The 17,926-nt window shown below is 71.2% G+C and carries 11 protein-coding genes; 2 read left to right on the top strand and 9 right to left on the bottom strand.

What is annotated here, in order from left to right:
- Nucleotides 1-230 precede the first annotated feature (230 nt).
- The 7 genes from mnmA to H4J02_RS04915 form a co-directional block, all read right to left on the bottom strand.
- Nucleotides 231-1,349: a tRNA 2-thiouridine(34) synthase MnmA gene (mnmA, locus tag H4J02_RS04945; protein ID WP_187675990.1), complete on the bottom strand. Its 1,119-nt coding sequence runs from the start codon at nucleotides 1,347-1,349 to the stop codon at nucleotides 231-233.
- 104 nt (nucleotides 1,350-1,453) lie between these two features.
- A complete protein-coding gene (locus H4J02_RS04940; RefSeq protein WP_187675989.1) occupies nucleotides 1,454-4,756 on the bottom strand; it encodes a TIM-barrel domain-containing protein in 3,303 nt (1,100 codons plus the stop codon).
- A 21-nt stretch (nucleotides 4,757-4,777) separates the two neighbouring features.
- Nucleotides 4,778-8,251, bottom strand: a complete 3,474-nt coding sequence (locus H4J02_RS04935) for a cellulase N-terminal Ig-like domain-containing protein (protein WP_187675988.1) — start codon at nucleotides 8,249-8,251, stop codon at nucleotides 4,778-4,780.
- Between the two features lie 47 nt (nucleotides 8,252-8,298).
- On the bottom strand, nucleotides 8,299-10,557 hold the full coding sequence (locus H4J02_RS04930) for an FAD-dependent oxidoreductase (protein WP_187675987.1): 2,259 nt from the start codon (nucleotides 10,555-10,557) through the stop codon (nucleotides 8,299-8,301).
- Between the two features lie 46 nt (nucleotides 10,558-10,603).
- Complete coding sequence (locus H4J02_RS04925; protein WP_187675986.1) at nucleotides 10,604-11,887, bottom strand: ABC transporter substrate-binding protein; 1,284 nt, start codon at nucleotides 11,885-11,887, stop codon at nucleotides 10,604-10,606.
- 44 nt (nucleotides 11,888-11,931) lie between these two features.
- Complete coding sequence (locus H4J02_RS04920) at nucleotides 11,932-12,816, bottom strand: carbohydrate ABC transporter permease (protein ID WP_187675985.1); 885 nt, start codon at nucleotides 12,814-12,816, stop codon at nucleotides 11,932-11,934.
- Nucleotides 12,813-13,754, bottom strand: a complete 942-nt coding sequence (locus H4J02_RS04915; RefSeq protein WP_187675984.1) for a carbohydrate ABC transporter permease — start codon at nucleotides 13,752-13,754, stop codon at nucleotides 12,813-12,815. Before H4J02_RS04915 ends, H4J02_RS04920 begins: the two co-directional genes overlap by 4 nt.
- Before the next feature lie 129 nt (nucleotides 13,755-13,883).
- Here H4J02_RS04915 and H4J02_RS04910 point away from each other — a divergent pair, with 129 nt between their 5' ends.
- The gene (locus H4J02_RS04910; protein ID WP_187675983.1) at nucleotides 13,884-14,651 is read left to right on the top strand and encodes an IclR family transcriptional regulator; all 768 of its coding nucleotides are present in this window, start codon (nucleotides 13,884-13,886) and stop codon (nucleotides 14,649-14,651) included.
- Here H4J02_RS04910 and H4J02_RS04905 read toward each other — a convergent pair.
- Together H4J02_RS04905 and H4J02_RS04900 are read right to left on the bottom strand one after the other, a co-directional pair.
- Nucleotides 14,617-15,879 carry an MFS transporter gene (locus H4J02_RS04905; RefSeq protein ID WP_187675982.1) on the bottom strand — a complete coding sequence of 421 codons (1,263 nt, stop codon included), beginning with the start codon at nucleotides 15,877-15,879 and terminating at the stop codon, nucleotides 14,617-14,619. The genes H4J02_RS04910 and H4J02_RS04905 overlap by 35 nt on opposite strands.
- Nucleotides 15,876-16,529 (bottom strand): helix-turn-helix transcriptional regulator, encoded by a 654-nt coding sequence (locus H4J02_RS04900; protein WP_262406223.1) that lies wholly within the window; start codon nucleotides 16,527-16,529, stop codon nucleotides 15,876-15,878. The genes H4J02_RS04905 and H4J02_RS04900 overlap by 4 nt, the downstream gene beginning before the upstream one ends.
- A gap of 133 nt (nucleotides 16,530-16,662) precedes the next feature.
- On the opposite strand from H4J02_RS04900, the gene H4J02_RS04895 reads away from it, so the two are divergent.
- Complete coding sequence (locus H4J02_RS04895; RefSeq protein WP_187675981.1) at nucleotides 16,663-17,817, top strand: acyl-CoA desaturase; 1,155 nt, start codon at nucleotides 16,663-16,665, stop codon at nucleotides 17,815-17,817.
- The last annotated feature ends 109 nt before the right edge of the window (nucleotides 17,818-17,926 follow it).

Raw genomic sequence — 17,926 nt, 5'->3', positions numbered from 1 at the left:
CTCGGGAACCTGGTCGATGTCCTCACCCTGTGCCACGCGATCAGCCTACGGGCGGGGTACGACGGCGGCGCGGGGGTTGACGCGGGCTGGTTTCGACACGCCCGCTGCGCGGAGGAGGGTTGATCGCCGGGCTGGTTTCGACACGCCCGCTGCGCGGGCTACTCAACCAGCGGCATCACTCGCTGGTTGAGTAGCGGCGGAGCCGCGTGTCGAAACCAGCCCGTGAGAACTCAGGCACCCACCGGCACGGCCGACACCGTGCGGTCGATCGTGCACTGCCCCACGACGCGCGTGCCGACGTACACCACCGCGGTCTGCCCCGGCGCGACGCCCTCGATGGGCTCGTCGACGCGGATGACGAGCTCACCCCCGTCGACGCGGGCCACGGCGGGCACGGGGTCGGCGTGCGCGCGCACCTGCACCTCGCACGCGAAGCCGGCCGCGGCATCCGTCGGCTCGGCACCGGCCCAGGTGTGGCGGGAACCTGCGAGCTCGGAGACGGCGAGCGCCTCGCGCGGGCCGACGACGACCTCGTTGGTCTTGGGACGCACCTCGAGCACGAAGCGCGGGCGGCCGTCGGGTGCCGGGTAGCCGATGTTGAGGCCCTTGCGCTGCCCGACGGTGAAGGCGGCGGCGCCCGGATGCGTGCCGATGCGGTTGCCCTCGCGGTCGAGGATGGCGCCGTCCTCGGCACCACGGGCCTCGCTGGGGAGGTGGTCGGCGAGCCAGCCGCGCGTGTCGCCGTCGGGGATGAAGCAGATGTCGTGGCTGTCAGGCTTCGCGGCGACCGAGAGCCCGCGGGCCTCGGCCTCGGCGCGCACCTCCGCCTTCGACGGCGTCGCGCCGAGCGGGAACCACGCGTGCGCGAGCTGCTCGGCGGTGAGCACGCCGAGCACGTACGACTGGTCCTTCGCCCACGCGGCGGCGCGGTGCAGCTCGGGGCCGTCGGCCCCCTGACGCACCTCGGCGTAGTGGCCCGTGACGACGGCGTCGAAGCCGAGCGCGAGCGCCTTGTCGAGCAGCGCCGCGAACTTGATGCGCTCGTTGCAGCGCATGCACGGGTTGGGGGTGCGGCCGGCCGCGTACTCGGCGACGAAGTCGTCGACGACGTCGGCGCGGAACCGCTCCGAGAAGTCCCACACGTAGAAGGGGATGCCGAGCTTCGCGGCGGCGCGGCGGGCGTCCATCGAGTCCTCGATCGTGCAGCATCCGCGCGATCCGGTGCGGAGCGTGCCCGGCATCCGGCTGAGCGCGAGGTGCACGCCGACGACCTCGTGGCCCGCCTCGACCGCGCGCGCGGCCGCGACGGCGCTGTCGACGCCGCCGCTCATCGCCGCGAGAACCTTCACGCGGTCAAGGGTACGCGGGCGTGAAGGGTGGCGGGTCGTGGGGGGACCCGCGAAGAACGCCCCACGACCCGCCCGCGCGCCGGCATCGGACCGGCGCGCTGGTCTCAGCGCTGCATGCGCGCCTCGCGCCGTCGGGCGCGCACGAGCAGCCCGGCGCCCGCGAGGAAGGAGAACGCCGCGAGCGCAGCGAGCCAGCCGACGCCCGCGGCCCCCGTGCTCGCGAGCCCGTCGCCCGGGGCGGCCGCGAGCGTGAAGCGCCCCCACGCGGCGAGCGAACCGTCGGCCGCGTAGAGCGAGAGCGTGTGCGCGCCCGCCGCGAGACTCGACGGCACGGGCACCCGTACGACCCCGGATGCGTCGGCGCGGAACCAGCCGATGCGCGTGGGGTCCGAGTGGGCGACGGCGTAGAACCACTCGCCCGCCGCGGACGCCCCGAGCTCGGCGACGAGCTCGCGACCGACGAGGTGGAGCTGTCCCGCCTCGAGCTCGGCCGCGGCGTCGAGGTCCGCGGGGTCGATCGGCTCGATGTGCGTGTCAGGAGCCTGCGAGCCCGGGTCGGCGCCGGGGTCGGTACCGGGATCCGTGCCCGGATCCGCGTCCCGGTCCTCGACGACGTAGTGCTCGCCGTACGCGATCGGGAACTCGAGCGCCCCCGTGGTCGCGTCGACCGTCGCCTCGACCTCGGCGCCCGAGCCGTCGCGCACGACGATGTCGCGCCCGACGACATCGGAGAGCGACGCGGTCTCGATGCGGATGCTGCCCTTCGTCACCCCGTCGTCGCCGACGGTCGTGTACTCGACGCCCTCCGCCGCCATCGGGAAGACCTGCGCCTCGACGCCCGAGCCCGCGTGGTGCACGAGCACGCCGTCGCGCCCGACGAACGCGGGGATCTTGCCGAAGGGCTGCGGGTAGGCAGTGAGGGTCGTGGGTCCCGTGAAGGTCTCCCCCGTCTCGATGTCCATCCACTGCCCCGCGGGCAGGTACACGTCACGCGCTGTCGCCGTGGTCGCATCCGAGCCGTAGAGCGGTGCGACGAGGAGCGACGGGCCCATGAGCCACTCGTACTGCCGCGCCGCCTTCGAGACGAGGCCGTAGGTCGCGGCGTCGCCCGGGTAGGCGATCGGCAGCGGCGTCGCGGTCGAGGGGTAGCCGGTCTCGTACGACGAGATCGCGGCGGAGTAGATGTACGGCAGGTACTCCTCGTGCCACTGAGCGGCCTTGAGCGTGGCGTCGACGAGCGAGGAGTCGCTCATGACCCACGGCTCGTTGCCGAACGACATCGACGGCGACATCGCGGCGTACATCGCGTTGCGCGCGAGGTACTTCTGCTTGTCGGTGTTCGTCGCGAGGTCGGCCATGATGCGCCCGCCGACGATGTCGGGGTAGTAGTTCGCCTGACCGCTCGCCGAGAACGCGAGGGAGTTGATGACCGTGCGGTCGCGGTCTCCCGCGCCCTGGTTGTAGTCGGTGTCGTTGATGCGCAGGATCGAGCCGGGCACCGAGTACGCGCTGTTGCGCACCATCATGAGGGCGCCGTCGTCGGCGAGCGCCGCGTCGATCCCGTTGACGAGGTCGTTCCTCGCGAACGCGTTGTTGGCGGTCGCGTTGAACATGTGGTCCTCCTTAAAGCCGTCGGCCTCCCACAACCGCTCGTGCTCGACGAACCAGGCGACGGCATCCGCGTTATCGGGGTCGATGAGGTAGACCCGGCCGCTCGGGAACGAGATCGTCGAGAAGGTGAGCGGACGCCCGTCGTCGCCCTCGAGGAAATAGCCCGCGTCGAGCGCCTCCTGCACGAAGGGGCCGTCCTTCGCGGGGTCGTACGTGCCGCCGTCGGCCGGGAGCGCCGGGAACGACTGCCGCAGACCGAGGATGAGCGCGATGTCGTTGTCGGCGAAGAACTGCTTGTAGGCGTCGGGGTCGGGGTACTTCTCGCCCCACATGCCGAAGCTCGAGGTCGTGCCCTGCGCCGAGCCCACGTACGGCCAGAACCCGGATCCCGTGACCGCCCAGCGGATGGGGAACCCCTTCGCGAGGTAGTCGGTGACCGATTGCGTGATGGTCGCCTGGTTCGTGTTGTAGCCGAGCGCCCCGTAGGACTCGTAGCCGACGCCGAAGAACGTCTGGTCGGGCCGCGCGTCCCGGTAGCCGGCGGCCTCACGCGCCTGCTTGTAGGACGCGTAGATCGTCTCCATGTCGCCGAAGAAGTAGTGCAGCCCGTCCATGCGCGCACCCGTGACGCCGAGCAGCGTCGCCGAGCCGTCGATCTGCACGGCGAGGTGCCCGTTGTCGAACGCCACCTCGGCGAAGCCGCGATCGGGGAACACCGCGAAGTTCGAGACGAAGCGCTGCTCGGTCGTGCCGTCGCTCTGCTGCGCGTAGTAGTCGAGATCCTTGACGCCGTAGACGTTGAGGTCGCTGCGCCACCCGCCGAGGTCGCCGAGACCGTACGCGGGGTTCATTCCGCCCGCGAGCTGCGCGCGGATGACGGATGCCGTCCCGCCCGTCGGCACGACGTCGATGTCGGCGCTCGTGCCGGTCGCGCCGACGTGCACGGTCGCCGTGCGGCCGTTCGAGAACAGCACCGAGAAGTCGACCCCGTCGGCGTCCGCCGACGCGACGTCGGCCGATACCGCGCCGCACAGCTCGGTCGCATCCGAGCCGAGCAGCAGACCCGTCGTGGGGTGTGCGGGCGCGATGCTCGCGCCACCGCGCTCGAAGCCGTAGCGGAAGCCCGCCCGGTCGATCGTCATGGCCCAGGGGCCCGCGTCGATGCGCACGGTCGTGCCCGTCTGCGCGAGCGTGTAGGCACCGTGATCAGCGGGCGCCGCCTCGACGGGCGCGGGGGTCGCCGTGACGGTGCCGCACGCCGCGCCGAGGGGCGCGATGCGCACGGCATCCGCGCGCGTGATCGCGTTGAGGCTCGGATTCGTGACGGCCACCCCGGTGCTCGCGGTGACCGTGAGCGTCACGATCTCACCCGCGTCGAGGTCGACCGTACCGAGCGCGTTCCACGTTCCGCCGTTGCGCGTCTGGTCGACGAGCACGGGTCCGCCCGAGTCGCCGCCCGTCGTCGTCCAGCTGTACGACGTCTTCGTGCCGTTGTCGACGGATGCCGTGAAGTACGTGCCGAGCTGGTAGCGGCTCGCGGCGGGCGCCTCGAGCTGCCAGCTCGCGGTGTCGCCCGCCGTGCGGGAGTACCGCGGCTGGATGCCGCCGTAGCTCGCGTCGCGCGCGGTCGTCCACGCGCCGACCTCGGTGTAGCCGGGGCTCTGCGTCGTCGCGACGACGGTCGCTGCGTCCGCCGCGGTCGCGCTCTCGGCGCTCGCGAGCCCGAGGGTCGCGAGCAGTGCTGTCCCCGCGAGGGCGGCGGTGCCCCGGCGGAGCGTCATGCGTGACGTGGTCATGTGCATTCCTTCGTGATGCGGTCAGGCCGACAGGTGGCGGCGGCGTCGGAGGATGAGGCCCGAGAGGATGGCGCCACCCGCGAGCAGCACGGCGAGGGAGGCCGCGCCGAGGGGGACGCCCGTGGCGGCGAGGTCCGCGTCGCCCGGCGCGGCCGCGATCGTGAAAGCGCCCCATGCCACGAGCGCGCCGGATGCGTCGTAGAGCTGCAGCGTGTGCCCACCGGCCGGCAGACCCGCCGGCACCGGCACGACCACGCGACCCGTCGCATCCGCTCGGAACCAGCCGAGCGCCACCGGGTCGGAGTGCACGACCGCGAAGAACCACTTTCCCGCCGCGGCTGCGCCCAGGTCGGCGATGAGCCTGCCGTCGGCCAGGCGGAAGTGCCCGGCGTCGAGCTCGAGCGACGCGTCGGCGTCGGCGGGATCGACGATGGGGGGCACCGTGGTCGGCGGCTGCTCCTCGCCGGGACCGCCGGGCTCCTCGCCCTCGGCCGTCACGGTGAACGTCGCCGAGCGCGTGAACGAGCCGAGCCCGTACGACACCGTGACGGTGTCTCCCTCCGTCGCCCCGAGCGATGCGACGTCGAGCATGGCGGTGTAGTCGAGTGCGTTGACCCCCGTCTGCGTGACGGTCAGCGCCGTGGGCTCGGCACCGTCCACCGACACGAGCACCTCGCCCGTGTTGCCGCCCGCGGCATCCATGTTGAGCGGCGCACGCAGGGTGACCCCGACGCGGCCGTCGGCGGCGACCGTCGACGCGTCGATCGACACCTCGGTCGAGGTGTACGCGCGCCACGCGAGCGACTCGAGCCAGGCCGTCGTGAAGGTCACCCAGCCCTCGGTGTGACCGATGTTCGCGACCCCCGGGTTGAACGGATAGTGGCCGTTCTTCGGGCTGCCGTCGAACACGCCGTGCGCGCCCTGCAGCAGGCCGTACCCGCCCTGGTACTCGGAGAACCAGCCGAGGTCGAGCCCCTCGAACGCGAGCTCGGGATCCGCGATGCGGTACTGCGCTGCGCGACCCGTCGGGTTGCGCCCGAAGATGTTGTCGATCTGCGCCTGCGCGATCTCGCCGAGACGCGCGTTCGTCGCCTCGTCGCCGATGAGCGTCGCGGCTGCGAGCGCCGCCGCCGGGAAGCCGAGCAGGTTGCCCGACTCGTTGGGGTCCTCGCCTGCGCCGCCGCCCGTGAAGGAGGGGATCGTCCAGCGGTCGTCGCTGTAGCGGTGGAAGTCCCACATGTTGGCCGAGCGCTCGATCGCGACGTCTGCCCAACGCTCCGCGAAGGCGCCCAGACCGGCGGGACGGTCGCCCGCGGGCACCATCGCGCCGAGCGTCGCGAGCGAGGTCATGAGGTGGTACTCCGCCTGGCGCTGGCCCTTCGTCACGAGCGGATCGGCCACGTCGACGTTGTCGATGATCCACGCGGCCTGCGCGATCGCGGCCGCGCGGTAGACGTCGGCATCCGGGCGCGCCTCGCGCTCGGCGACCTGCCACATGCGCAGGTTGGGGATGATGGAGTGCCCGATGGGGAAGTCGCCCTTGCCGGTGCCGAGCTGCGTGTAGACCTGCGTGAGGTCGGCGGTGTGCGCGGTGTAGTCGTGCCACTGGTAGCGGCTGTACGTCGGCTTCGTCCAGATCGGGAACAGGTACTCGCGCACGTCCGTGTACAGCCGCTCGGGGATCCACTCCGAGAGCTCGGGATACGCCCACAGGAACGACGCGAGCTGCTCCTTGACGAGCGTGTTGTCGTACTGGCCGCGCAGGTAGATCTCGGCGCCCCACGCGATGAGGCGCGCGATCTCGGGGGCGTCGCCCGCCGTCGGGTACTCGAGCCCCTCGTAGACCGCGTCGGGCATGCGGATCGCCTCGATCGCGCTCGGGTTGGCGAGGTAGAGGTCGACGAGAGCGGGCAGCTCGAACGACATCTGGTGCGAGTCGCGCCAGCCGAGACCGCGCATGCACTCGGGGTCGGTGCCGTCGAGGCGCCGGCCCGTGAGCTCGCCGAAGAAGCACCGCACGTCGGTCATGAACGCGACGGCGTTGTGGTAGCTCACGCGCTCCGTCCAGTTGGCGCCGATGCCGAACTCGTACGACTCGCCCTCGCCGGCGGTGCCGTGCACGAGGATGCGGAAGGGACCCGTGGATGCGGGGTCGAAGCCGCTGAAGTCGCCCACCTGGCTCGTCACGGTGCCGCTGTAGACGACCGCGTCGGCGGCGTCGACGACCTCGAAGGTCTCGCCGTCGAGCGCGTGGGGGGCGGTGAAGCGCTTGGGCCCGCCCAGGTCGTAGCCCGTCTGGTTGATGATGACGGGCTGGGCCGCTCCCGCGCCGGTCGACGGCGTCCACGTGCATCCGGCGGCCGTCGCGGGGTGGTCGGCGGGCGCGGTGTCGAGCTCCTCGACGCCGATGCCGCCGAACCGCGCGTCGACACGATACGCACCGAGCGCGATCGTGCCGCCCGCGGCATCCGTCGCGACCGACGCCACGAGCTCGCTGTTGACGCGCACCGCGAGGATGCCGTTCGCGCGCGTGAGCTCGAGCTGGAACCACTCGCCGAGCTCGACGGGCGACGCTCCGCTGCACACCGTCAGCTTGCTGTTGGGCTTGGCGATCTTGACGCCCGCGCTGCCGAACTGCACGGCGAGGTTCTGGGCGACGTGGCTGTAGGGGGCGAGCACGTCGGTGAGGAGCGAGAGCGTGCCGTTCGAGCCGATCTCGTCGAGGCGCACCGAGGTGCGGATGCGGTAGGTCTCGGGCAGCGCGATCGCGGCGGTCGGGCGCACGTAGCTGCCCGCGTTCGCCGTGAGGTTGTCGATCGTGACGGCATCGACCTCGCCGCCCTCGACGCTCCAGGATGCGAGGCTGCCCGAGAGCGGGGTCCAGCCGGCCGTGCCGCCCGACCATGTCTCGGAGTAGGGCAGGCCCGTCTCGCCCGGCGGCGGCACCTCGATCTCGGTGTCGGGCACGAGGCGTGCCGAGCCCGCGCGCGTGTTGGTGCCCGTGCCGCTCGCCGCGCGCGTGATGCTCAGCGTGGCCTGCTGACCCGCGGCGAGCTCGACCGCTCCGATGACCGCCCACGTGCCGCGCGTCGCGGTCTGATCGACGATCCTCGTCACGGGTGCACCCGATCCGCCCGCCGCGGTGTAGCTCGCCGCGGGATCCGAGTTGGCGACGTCGGGGATCGCCGCCTCGAGGCGGTACACGCCCCCCTCGGGTGCGACGAACGTCCAGGTCGCGCGCGCGTCGAGGGCCGTCGTGTAGCGCGTCGGCGCGCCATCCGGATCCGTCGCCGCGCTCACCTGCCACGTGCCCGTCGTCGCGAACCCCGTGTCGCCGACGCGGACCGTCACGCCGTCGGCGGCGTGGGCCGGCGCGACGACGACGGCGCCGAGCAGTGCCGCCACGAGCCCGGCCGCCGTCGCGAGCGCGAGCCCGCGCCGGGGGCGCCGACGCGCGAGGTGCGCGGTCGTGGTGGTCGTGCGGTGGTCACGCATGGGATCTCCTTTGATCGATGCTTCGGATCGGGCGTCGGCGCCGGCGGTCAGTAGGCCCTGAGCGCGACGACGCGGGCCTGCCCGACCCCGTTCGTCGCGAGCACCCGGATGCGGGCCGCATCCGTCTCGACGGGGTCGAGATCGTGCACGCGCTGGCGTCGGCGGTTGTCGACGACACGCGCGACCTCGATCCAGCCGCCTCCGCGACGCACCTCGAGCACGTAGTCGCGCACGAGCTCGGGGAACACCTCGTCGGGGGTGCGGTGGTGGTGCAGCGTGTTGAGTTCGACGTCCTGGTCGTCGTCGAAGACGACACGCAGCTGACGCAGCTCGACGGGCTCGTCCCATTCGAGCCGCAGCTCCTGGGGGCGATCGGCCGCGATGGGCGCCGAGGCCCACAGCTGCGGCCCGCCGTAGTAGCGCTGGTAGCCGCCGACGGCCTTCGCGGCGTCGAAGGCCTCGGTCGCGGGCTCGAGCCGCGCGCGCACCGTGCGGCCGCGCATGGGGATCGCGGGCCACGCGATAAGCGCCTCCGACTCGTCGACCTCGACGTTGGCGTCGCCGTCGGCCTGCGGCGCGTGCACGAGCGTCAGCACGCCCGGCACCTGCGCGGCGCGGTAGAGCAACTCGACGCCCTCGTGTGCCTCGGCGACGACGACGACGCTCTCAGGCTGCTGGGGGTTCCACTCGAACGGCACGCGCACCCACTGGGGATCGGGTGATCCGGCGACGGCGACACGCGTGCGCAGGCGCTCGTCGATCGGCACGGCGTTCTGCGGCCTGCCGGTCGTCCACAGCGAGAACTCGAGCTCGGCATCCGCAGGCACGCGCATGAGCAGCTGGATCGCCTCGAGACGCGGGTCGACGGGCACGAGCAGCCCGACGTCGCGCGTGAGCGGGAGCACGCGGTCGTCGCCGCCCGGTGCGAACTCGGCGGGGTCGATCGACCGCGCGACGCTCGAGGCCTCGACGCGGGCGCGCAAGGCGAGGTCGTCGGGGTCCTCGTTGCGCACGCCGAACACCGACGCGTCCTGCCGCAGCAGCAGCTGGCGCAGCTCGGCGGCGTGCGTCGCCGCGAGCTCGCGCGGGCGCACGCCGAGGTCGAGCGCGAGGGCGGCCCCCGTGCCGGCCGCCTCGCCCCCCGCGCCGCACGTCGCCATGACGCGCGAGGAGCCGAACGCGACGTGGCTCGCCGAGATGTCGCGCCCCGCCATGAGCAGGTTCGCGACGTTGCGCGAGTAGTAGCTGCGGAACGGGATGCCGTAGATGCCGTCGGAGTAGCGCTGGTGCGCGCCCGCCTCCGTCGCGTACATGCCCTCGACGGGGTGCAGGTCGATCGACCAGCCACCGAACGCGACGGCGTCGTCGAACTCGGTCTGGTCGAGGATGTCGTTCTGCGTCAGCACGTGGTCGCCGAGGAAGCGCCGGTACTCGCGCTTGCCGGGCAGCGCGCCGACCCACTCGAGGTCGAGCGTCTCGGCCTCGAACCTGCCGGAGTTCTTGATGTAGTCCCAGATGCCGAAGATGACGGAGCGCAGCTCGTCGCGGATGCGCTCGTTGTCGTGGACGATGTCGAGCATCCCGCCCCACTCGATCCACCAGTAGTGGGCGCCCGAGTCGCCGCTGCGCAGGATGCGCGAGGTCGGGATGGGCGTCTGCGTGATGTCCTTCGCCGAGTCGGGCGCGACGAACTTGACCGGTCGGCCGAGGTCCTTCGTGTAGAAGAGGATCGTCGATCCGAGGAACTCCTCATCCGCGACCTCGGGCGCCCACGACTCGCCGAACTCGTCGCGAGCCTCGCGGCCGAGCCGGTACTCGGCCCCCGCCAGGTGGCCGATGAGGCCATCGCCCGTGCAGTCGAGGAAGTAGGGGCTGCGGAACTCGGTCCACAGCTCCGAGCCCATCGTCCAGCCGCGCACCGATCGCACGACGCGCTCGCCGTCGACGTCGCCCGCGTCGACCTCGCGCACATCCGTGTTGAGGAACAGCCGGATGTTGGGCTCGGCCCGCACCGCGTCCATGACGACCTCGTCCCAGATGATGGGATTGCCCTCGGGGTTGCGGTACTGGTTCTCCACGTAGAGCTCGCCGATGACGCCGCTCTCGCGCGCGAACCGCTGGATGCCGTGGGCGGTCGCGCCGACCACCCACACCCTGACCTCCGAGGACGAGTTGCCTCCGAGCACCGGTCGGTTGCCGATCAGGGCGACGGTCTTGCCGAGCCTGGCCGCGCTGATGGCGGCGCAGACTCCGGCAAGCCCTCCCCCGATGACGGTGATGTCCGAGTCGATGGTCTGAGTGCGCATGGTGTCCTGGGTCGGCGGCGGGTGGGGTGGTCGGTGCGGGGCCGGGTCAGCGGATGAGGCCCGAGATGGTCGAGCCCGCGGCCTTCATGGCGTCGGATGCCGACGACTGCCCGATGAGCACGGCCTGCACCTGCTCGGCGACGGCCGTCTCCATCTGGGCGTAGCCGGGGTAGACCCACAGCGGGCTCGGCTTCGCGGTGGCCGTGACGCGCGTCGTGAAGTCGCTCACGTAGGTGTTCGCGGCCACGGCGTCGGAGGCGAGCGCCGCATCCGTCGTCGGCGGCAGCCCGAGCGCCTCGAAGTACGAGACGGTCTGCTTCTCGTCGCTCGTGAGCCACTGCGCGAACTCGGCCGCGGTGCCCGCGCCCTCGCCGTCGACGACGACCACGAGGTGGCCCCACAGCACGTGCTGCGGCGTGTCGCCCTTCTTGAGCACGGGGCGCGCCATCGAGGTCATCTTGTCGCCGAGGCCCGAGTCGGGCGACTGGTTGAGCACGGCCGACTTGCCGACGGGGGCGTCGTCGTAGAGCGCCGTGGCGCCCTGCGCGAAGAGCGTGCGAGCCGCGGCGCGGTCCACGTCGGGGGCGATGAGGCCGTCGTCGTAGAGCTTCTTGTACCACTCGGCTGCCTTGACCGACGCCTCGTCGCCGACGGTCGTCTTGCCGTCCTCGATGATGGGCGAGCCGAAGGTCTGCATCCACACGAAGATGTCCTTGAGCTGGGCGGCCTTCGTCGAGGCGGCGTAGGGGATGACGCCGATGCCCTTGAGGGCGCGCAGGCCGTCCTCGAACTCCTCGATCGTCTCGGGCGTGAGCGAGGCGCCCGCCTTGTCGAAGAGCTCCTGGTTGGCGACGAGGCCGATCGCGCCGATCGTCCACGGGAGGCCATACTGCGTGCCGTCGTACTGTCCCGCGCCGAGGCCCGCGCTCGTGTAGCCGCGCCCCTGAGCGAGGCTCGAGAGGTCGCTGAGCTTGCCGAGGGCCGCGAGCGCCGACAGCCACGCGACGTCGAGCTGAGCCGCGCCCGAGAACTGCCCGCCGCGCACCTGCAGGGTGAGCTGGTTGAGGTAGTCGTTGTACGGGTAGGTCACGCCCGAGACCGAGACCTTCTTCGATGAGCCGAACGCGTCCATCGCGGCCTGCACGGTCGGCTTCGCGGCGTCCTCCGAGAGACTCCAGGATCCGAACGCGAAGTCGGTCGGAGTGGAGCCCGTCGGCGGCGGGGCGGGCGACCCGGCAGGGGCGCACCCGGCGAGACCGAACAGCGCCAGCGCGCCGGCGCCGATCGCCGAATACCGCAGCATGTCGCGGCGTGAGAGTTCGAGCGTCATGATTCTCCTTCGAACATGTGATGGGGATGGGTGGTGCGGGGATCTCAGCCCTTGACGGCGCCGGCGGTGATCCCGCCGACGAGGAAGCGCTGAAGCATGATGAACGCGACGCACACGGGCACCGACACGAGCAGCGACGCGGCCATGAGAGCCGGCCACGAGGTGCTCGCCTCGCTGATGAACGTGTTGACGAGACCGGGCGGGAGCGTCTGCTTGTCGGGCCCGGCGAGCGTCAGCGCGAAGATGAAGTCGTTCCAGCCGCGCACGAACGCGAAGAGGCCCGCGGCGACGAGCCCGGGCGCCGCGAGCGGCAGGATCACGGAGTGGAAGATGCGCCACGGTCCCGCGCCGTCGATGCGTGCGGCCTCGATGAGGTCGTCGGGCAGCGCGTCGAAGAAGCCCTTGAGCATCCATACGCACAGCGGCAGCGTGAACGTCGTGAACGAGATGATGAGCGCGAGGTAGGTGTTGAGCAGGCCGAACTGCGCGAAGACGAGATAGAGCGTCACGAGCAGGAGCGCCTGCGGGAACATCTGGCTCGAGAGTACGAAGTACATGAGCGACTTGCGGCCCGCGAAGCGGTACTTCGAGAAGGCGTAGCCCATGTACATCGACACGACGACGGACAGGATCGCCGTGATCACGGAGACGATGACGCTGTTGCGGAGGTAGCCGAAGATCGCGGGGTTGCCGAGCACCTCGGCGTAGTGGTCGAGGGTGATCTCGCTGGGCCACAGCGTCGGCGGGAACCGGAAGACGAGCGCATCGGGCGTGATCGACGTCACGAGGAGCCAGTAGATGGGCGCGAACGTGAAGAGCGCGATGATCACGAGCGTGATCCACATGCCCCAGCGCACGCGTCCCCGTCTGCGGATGCCGCGAGGCGTGGTCGAGGCGCTCGCGAGCGCCCGGGCGTCGAGGGCGGTCATCGCGCCGCTCCCTTCTCGCTCTTCTCTCCGCGTTCGGAGAGCCAGACGTAGACGACCGTGAGGATCGTGAGCAGCACCATCCACACGAGGCCGAGCGCACCCGCGTGCCCGAGGTCGTATCCCTTGAAGGCCGCGTCGTACACCGCGGTCGCGTAGGTCGCGGTCGTGCCGGCCGGGCCGCCGCCCGTGAGCACGAAGATCATGTCGAAGTGCTGGAAGTTCCAGATGAACTCGAGCAGCACGACGAGCCCCGCGACGCCGCGGATGTGCGGCCACGTGACGGCGAAGAAGCGCCGCACGACGCCCGCGCCGTCCATCGCGGCCGCCTCGTGCAGCTCGGTCGGCACGGTCTGGAGGCCTGCGAGGAGCATGACCATGATCCAGGGGAACGAGTTCCAGGTCTTGGCGAGGATGAGCGCGCCGCGCGCGGTGTCGGTCTGGAAGAGCCAGGCGACGGGCGAGTCGGCGAGCCCGAGGCTCATGAGGATGCCGTTGAGCACCCCGTAGTTCGCGTCGAAGATCCACATCCACAGGAACGAGACGACGACGCCCGGGATGAGCCACGGGATGAGGAACGCACCGCGGAGGTAGGCCTGCCCGCGGAAGCGCTGGTTCAGCACGAGCGCAAGCGCGAGTCCGATCGCGAACGGGAAGACCGTCGAGCCGATCGTGAAGATGAGCGTCTGCGTCGTGAGCCGCGCGAAGTCATCTCGCAGCACCTGGAGCACATTCTCGAGCCCGACGAAGTCCATGCCCGGGTAGAGCAGGCTCTCGTCGAAGAAGGCCGAGAGCAGCGAGCGGATGAGCGGGTAGAGCACGACCGCGCACAGCAGCACGACGCCCGGAGCGAGCAGGAACGTCAGGAACGCCCTCTCGGACAGGGGGGCACCCGGGCCACGCCGGGGTGCGCGCGTCGAGTGCGCAGTGGGTGAGGTCATCGTCGTCCTTCGGTTGCTGTGCGGCCATGGTGCACGGGCTTGCCATATCGCGCAACTCTCATGCACTATGTGAATGAACGGGCGTTTCCCGCACGCCGCGACTGTTCCTCCCCGAGACGAAGGACAACGATGGCAACCGAGAAGGGCACGAATCAGAGCGTCGAGAAGGCGGTCTCCGTCCTTGAGTGCTTCTCCGACGGGCAACCCCGTCGCGTCGGAGACATCGCCCGCGCTGCGGGCATCACCCAGTCGACCGCGTCACGGCTGCTCGCGACGCTCGAGGCCGCCGGGCTCGTCGAACGCGACCCCCTCACGACGCTCTATTTCCTCGGCTCCGAACTGCTCACGCTCGCGGGGGTCGCGATCAACCAGAACCCCGTCCATCGCGTCGGCCGGCAGATCGCGCAGAATCTCGCATCCGAGCTGGGCCTCGGCGTCAACATCGCGATGCTGCGAGGCACCGAGCTCGTCTATCTGTGCCATTTCGAAGGCAGGTTGTCTCCCAAGTCGCACACGCTCATGGGGCAGCGCGTGCCGATCCACGCGACGAGCATCGGCAAGTCGACCCTCCCCGCCCTGAGCACGGCGGCGCGCCGCGAACTGCTCCCGCTCGCCTCGTTCACCGAGGCCACGATCACGGATCCCGCCGTGCTCGAGCGGGAGGTCGGCGTCATCGCCCGGCGAGGCTACGCGACCGAGGTCGAGGAGTTCGTGCTCGGCCGCGCATCCGTGGCCGCACCGATCCTCGACCAGCTCGGCCGGGTCGTCGCGGCGATCTCGATCTCGGGGCCGCGCACGTCGATCGACCTCGAGACCCGAGAGGCGGAGCTCGCGCGCATCGTGATCGAGACCGCCGACCGCATCAGCTCGGGTCTCGGATATCACGGCCCGGCCTGAGACGACCGCCTCGTTCGGCGCGGAGGGCCGGCAGGTAGAAGAGGGCGCCGAGGAGGCTGAAGGCACCCGCGAGCACGAAGGCGAGCGACGTCGAGGTCGCCTCCGCGAGGGGGCCGAGCACGAGCAGCGCGACGCTCGACATGCCGCCCGCGACCATCGAGTTGAGCGACAGCACGACCGCGCGGTTGCTCGAGGTCGCCTGACGGTGCAGCAGCGCGTTGTGCATGGGCCCGGCCGAGCCGTGGAACGCGTACGCCGCCCCGTAGGCCGCAAGCAGCCCGACGGGTCCCGCGACGAGCCCCATGACGATGACGAACGCGCCGTTGAGCAGCCGCGCGAGGATCGCCGTCACCGCGACGCCGATACGAGCGGATGCGACCCCCGCCACCGCGGACCCCGCAGCGAAGAGCGCCCACGCCGCCGCCGACGCCGGGCCGAACAGCGCGGCCGCCGCGGCCTCCGTGCCGACGAGCTCCGTGAGGCGCGCGGGCGTCACGACCTCGAAGGCGATCATCGCGACGACCCAGAAGACCTCGACGAGCACGAGCCCGCGCAGCACGCGCGAGCGCGCGAGCTCGGCGAACCCGCCGACGACCGTGTCACGCATGCCGACGGCGGTCGTCGCGGTGCGGATGCGCACGTCCTCGCGCACGAGCACCGCCGTGAGCACGAGGTGCACGAGCATTGCGCCCGTCGACACCAGGAACGGCAGCACGAGCGGCGACCACCCGGCGAGCGGATGCCACGCCACGAGCCCGCCGCCCGCCGCGGCCCCCAGCGCGATCGAGACGCCGAGCGCCGTGCCCGCGCGGCTGAGCCCCCGCTCGACGGGGTGGGCGGGGTCGTCGGCGTGCGCCGCGTCCACGAACCACGCCTCGAGCGGGCCCGAGTCGAGCACGCGGAAGAAGCCCTGCAGCAGCATCGCGAGGGCGAACATCCAGAACCCCTCGGCGAGCACGAACACGATCGACGACACGACGGCGATCACGCCCGCCGCGAGCAGCACCGGGCGTCTGCCGACGGTGTCGGCGAAGCCGCCCGTCGGCACCTCGAGCGCGAGCACGACGAAGCCCTGCACGGCGAGGATGACGCCCACCTCGGCGAGGCCCACGCCGCGCTCGAGCGGCAGCAGCACAGTGAGCCCGAAGACGAGCCCGACGGGAAGCCAGCGCGTGACGGTGAGGAGCACGAGCCGCCGCTCGGCCTGGCGCGCGGTCAGGGGGCTCATTCGGTGCCCGCCCCGGCATCCGGCTCCGCCTCGGGCCGCGGGTCGACGGGCCGCAGATCGTCGGGCCGCAGGTCGACGGGCCGCGCGACCGCGTAGGCGTGGATGCGGCGCGCCCGCGGGTCGCCCGCACCCGCCTCGCGGTAGCGCTCGACGACCTCGCGCAGCTCGCCGAGGAGCGCCGCGAACTGCTCGGGCGTGACGGTCACGAGCATGTCGCCGAGGCCGAGCAGGTCGGACCACTCGGCCGGCCACGTCTCGCGCACGTCGAGCCACTGTTCGGCCCGCTCGCCGAGCTGTCGCACGTAGTCGCGCGTGAGCCAGCCGAGCGCCGTCTGGGTGTCCTCGTCGCCCGCGAAATCGGAGTCGGTCCACTCGTGGTAGTCGGTCGAGGCCCGCCAGAGGCGACGCTTGCCGACCCCCTCCTCCGTATCGGCGACGAGGCCGACCGACTCGAGAGCGCGCAGGTGGTAGCTCGTCGCCCCCGTGTTGGTGGCGAGCTCGGCCGCGAGCTCCGTCGCCGTCGAGGGTCCGTGCAGGCGCAGGCGGCTCAGGATGCGCGAGCGCAGCGGATGCGCGAGCACGCGCACGGCGCGCGCGTCGAGGCGCATGCCGATGTAGGGGGTGGGGGCGGCGGTACCGTCGTCGGTCATGGAGCGATCCTGGCATGCATAGATTCCATGCACAACTTCTGTGCACGTATTGCCACCACATGCCGGGCATACTCACAGCGCAATGGAATATGCCGTCGGGTAGGGTCAGGTAAGTCGACAGGCGGTTTGCTTCTTGGCTTCACCCACGGCCCATTCGGGCTGCCAAGAGGAAACGGAATCGCTTATCTCCTCCACCTCCATCGCCGGTGTCGGCCGCATCCGTGAGACGCGTCCCCGCACGGGCGAGAGCATCAACCCCGTCCGCACCTTCACCCAGGTCTCCCAGACCGTTCGCGAATCGGGCCTCCTGCGCCGGGCGGGCTGGTTCTACGCCCTTCTCGGCGGCGGCCTCCTCCTCGCCCTCGGCGGGGCCATCACAGGCTTCATCCTGCTGGGCGACAGCTGGTTCCAGCTGCTCATCGCCGGAGCCCTCGGCATCATCTTCACGCAGGCCGCGTTCATCGGCCACGAGTTCGCGCACCGCCAGGTGCTCAAGAGCGGACCCGCCAACGACCGCATCGGCCGCATCGTCGCGGTGCTCGGCGTCGGTATGAGCTACCAGTGGTGGATGACGAAGCACACGCGCCACCACGCCAATCCCAACCGCGTGAGCAAGGACCCCGACATCGAGGTCGACGTGGTCGCGTTCACGCCCGAGACGGCGGCCGCGCAGCGCGGCCTGCTCGCCTTCATCACGCGCCGCCAGGGATGGCTGTTCTACCCCCTGCTCCTGCTCGAGGGCCTCAACCTGCACTTCCACTCGATCCGCTCGCTCCTCGAGCGCCGCAAGGTCGAGGGTCGCTGGATCGAGCTCGGGATGCTCGCCCTCCGCTTCGGCGTCTACTTCGGCGCGATCTTCTGGGTGCTGCCGCTCGGCATGGCCTTCGCCTTCATCGGCGTGCAGATGGCCGTGTTCGGCGTCTACATGGGCGCAGCGTTCGCGGTGAACCACACGGGCATGCCGATCATCCCTGCCGAGCAGAAGCTCGACTTCTTCACGAAGCAGGTGCGCACCTCGCGCAACATCTCGGGGGGGTTCTGGGCGTCGGCGGCCCTCGGCGGACTCAACTACCAGGTCGAGCACCACCTCTTCCCGAACATGCCCCGCCCCTACCTCGCGAAGGCTCGTGAGATCGTGCGCGAGTTCTGCGCGACCCACGAGCTCCCCTACACCGAGATGAGCTTCGCCCGCGCCAACGTCGCGGTCGTCCGACACATGCACGAGGTCGGCCGCGCCGCGCTCGACCCCTTCACCTGCCACATGCTCGCCCAGTACCGGCGAGCCTGAGGCCCCACAGACGTCCGGCACGGCTGCGAGCCGACCGGATGCGTCCGCCGCCTCCTTCGGAGCGTCGCACCACCCCAGGGTGGGGCTTCGGCGGATGACAACGAATACA

This window comes from Protaetiibacter sp. SSC-01, assembly GCF_014483895.1.
In the GTDB taxonomy this organism is placed as follows: Bacteria; Actinomycetota; Actinomycetes; order Actinomycetales; family Microbacteriaceae; genus Homoserinibacter.
The sequence above is the reverse complement of the archived record's forward strand: the minus strand, read 5'-3'. Positions and strand labels throughout refer to the sequence as shown.

What these genes read in the sequence shown, in the direction of transcription:
- H4J02_RS04910 (WP_187675983.1), top strand. Translation starts at nt 13,884, where the DNA reads ATGGCAACCGAGAAGGGCACGAATCAGAGCGTCGAGAAGGCGGTCTCC.
- H4J02_RS04930 (WP_187675987.1), bottom strand. Translation starts at nt 10,557, where the DNA reads ATGCGCACTCAGACCATCGACTCGGACATCACCGTCATCGGGGGAGGG.
- H4J02_RS04940 (WP_187675989.1), bottom strand. Translation starts at nt 4,756, where the DNA reads ATGACCACGTCACGCATGACGCTCCGCCGGGGCACCGCCGCCCTCGCG.
- H4J02_RS04925 (WP_187675986.1), bottom strand. Translation starts at nt 11,887, where the DNA reads ATGACGCTCGAACTCTCACGCCGCGACATGCTGCGGTATTCGGCGATC.
- H4J02_RS04920 (WP_187675985.1), bottom strand. Translation starts at nt 12,816, where the DNA reads ATGACCGCCCTCGACGCCCGGGCGCTCGCGAGCGCCTCGACCACGCCT.
- H4J02_RS04915 (WP_187675984.1), bottom strand. Translation starts at nt 13,754, where the DNA reads ATGACCTCACCCACTGCGCACTCGACGCGCGCACCCCGGCGTGGCCCG.
- H4J02_RS04935 (WP_187675988.1), bottom strand. Translation starts at nt 8,251, where the DNA reads ATGCGTGACCACCGCACGACCACCACGACCGCGCACCTCGCGCGTCGG.
- H4J02_RS04900 (WP_262406223.1), bottom strand. Translation starts at nt 16,529, where the DNA reads ATGACCGACGACGGTACCGCCGCCCCCACCCCCTACATCGGCATGCGC.
- H4J02_RS04905 (WP_187675982.1), bottom strand. Translation starts at nt 15,879, where the DNA reads ATGAGCCCCCTGACCGCGCGCCAGGCCGAGCGGCGGCTCGTGCTCCTC.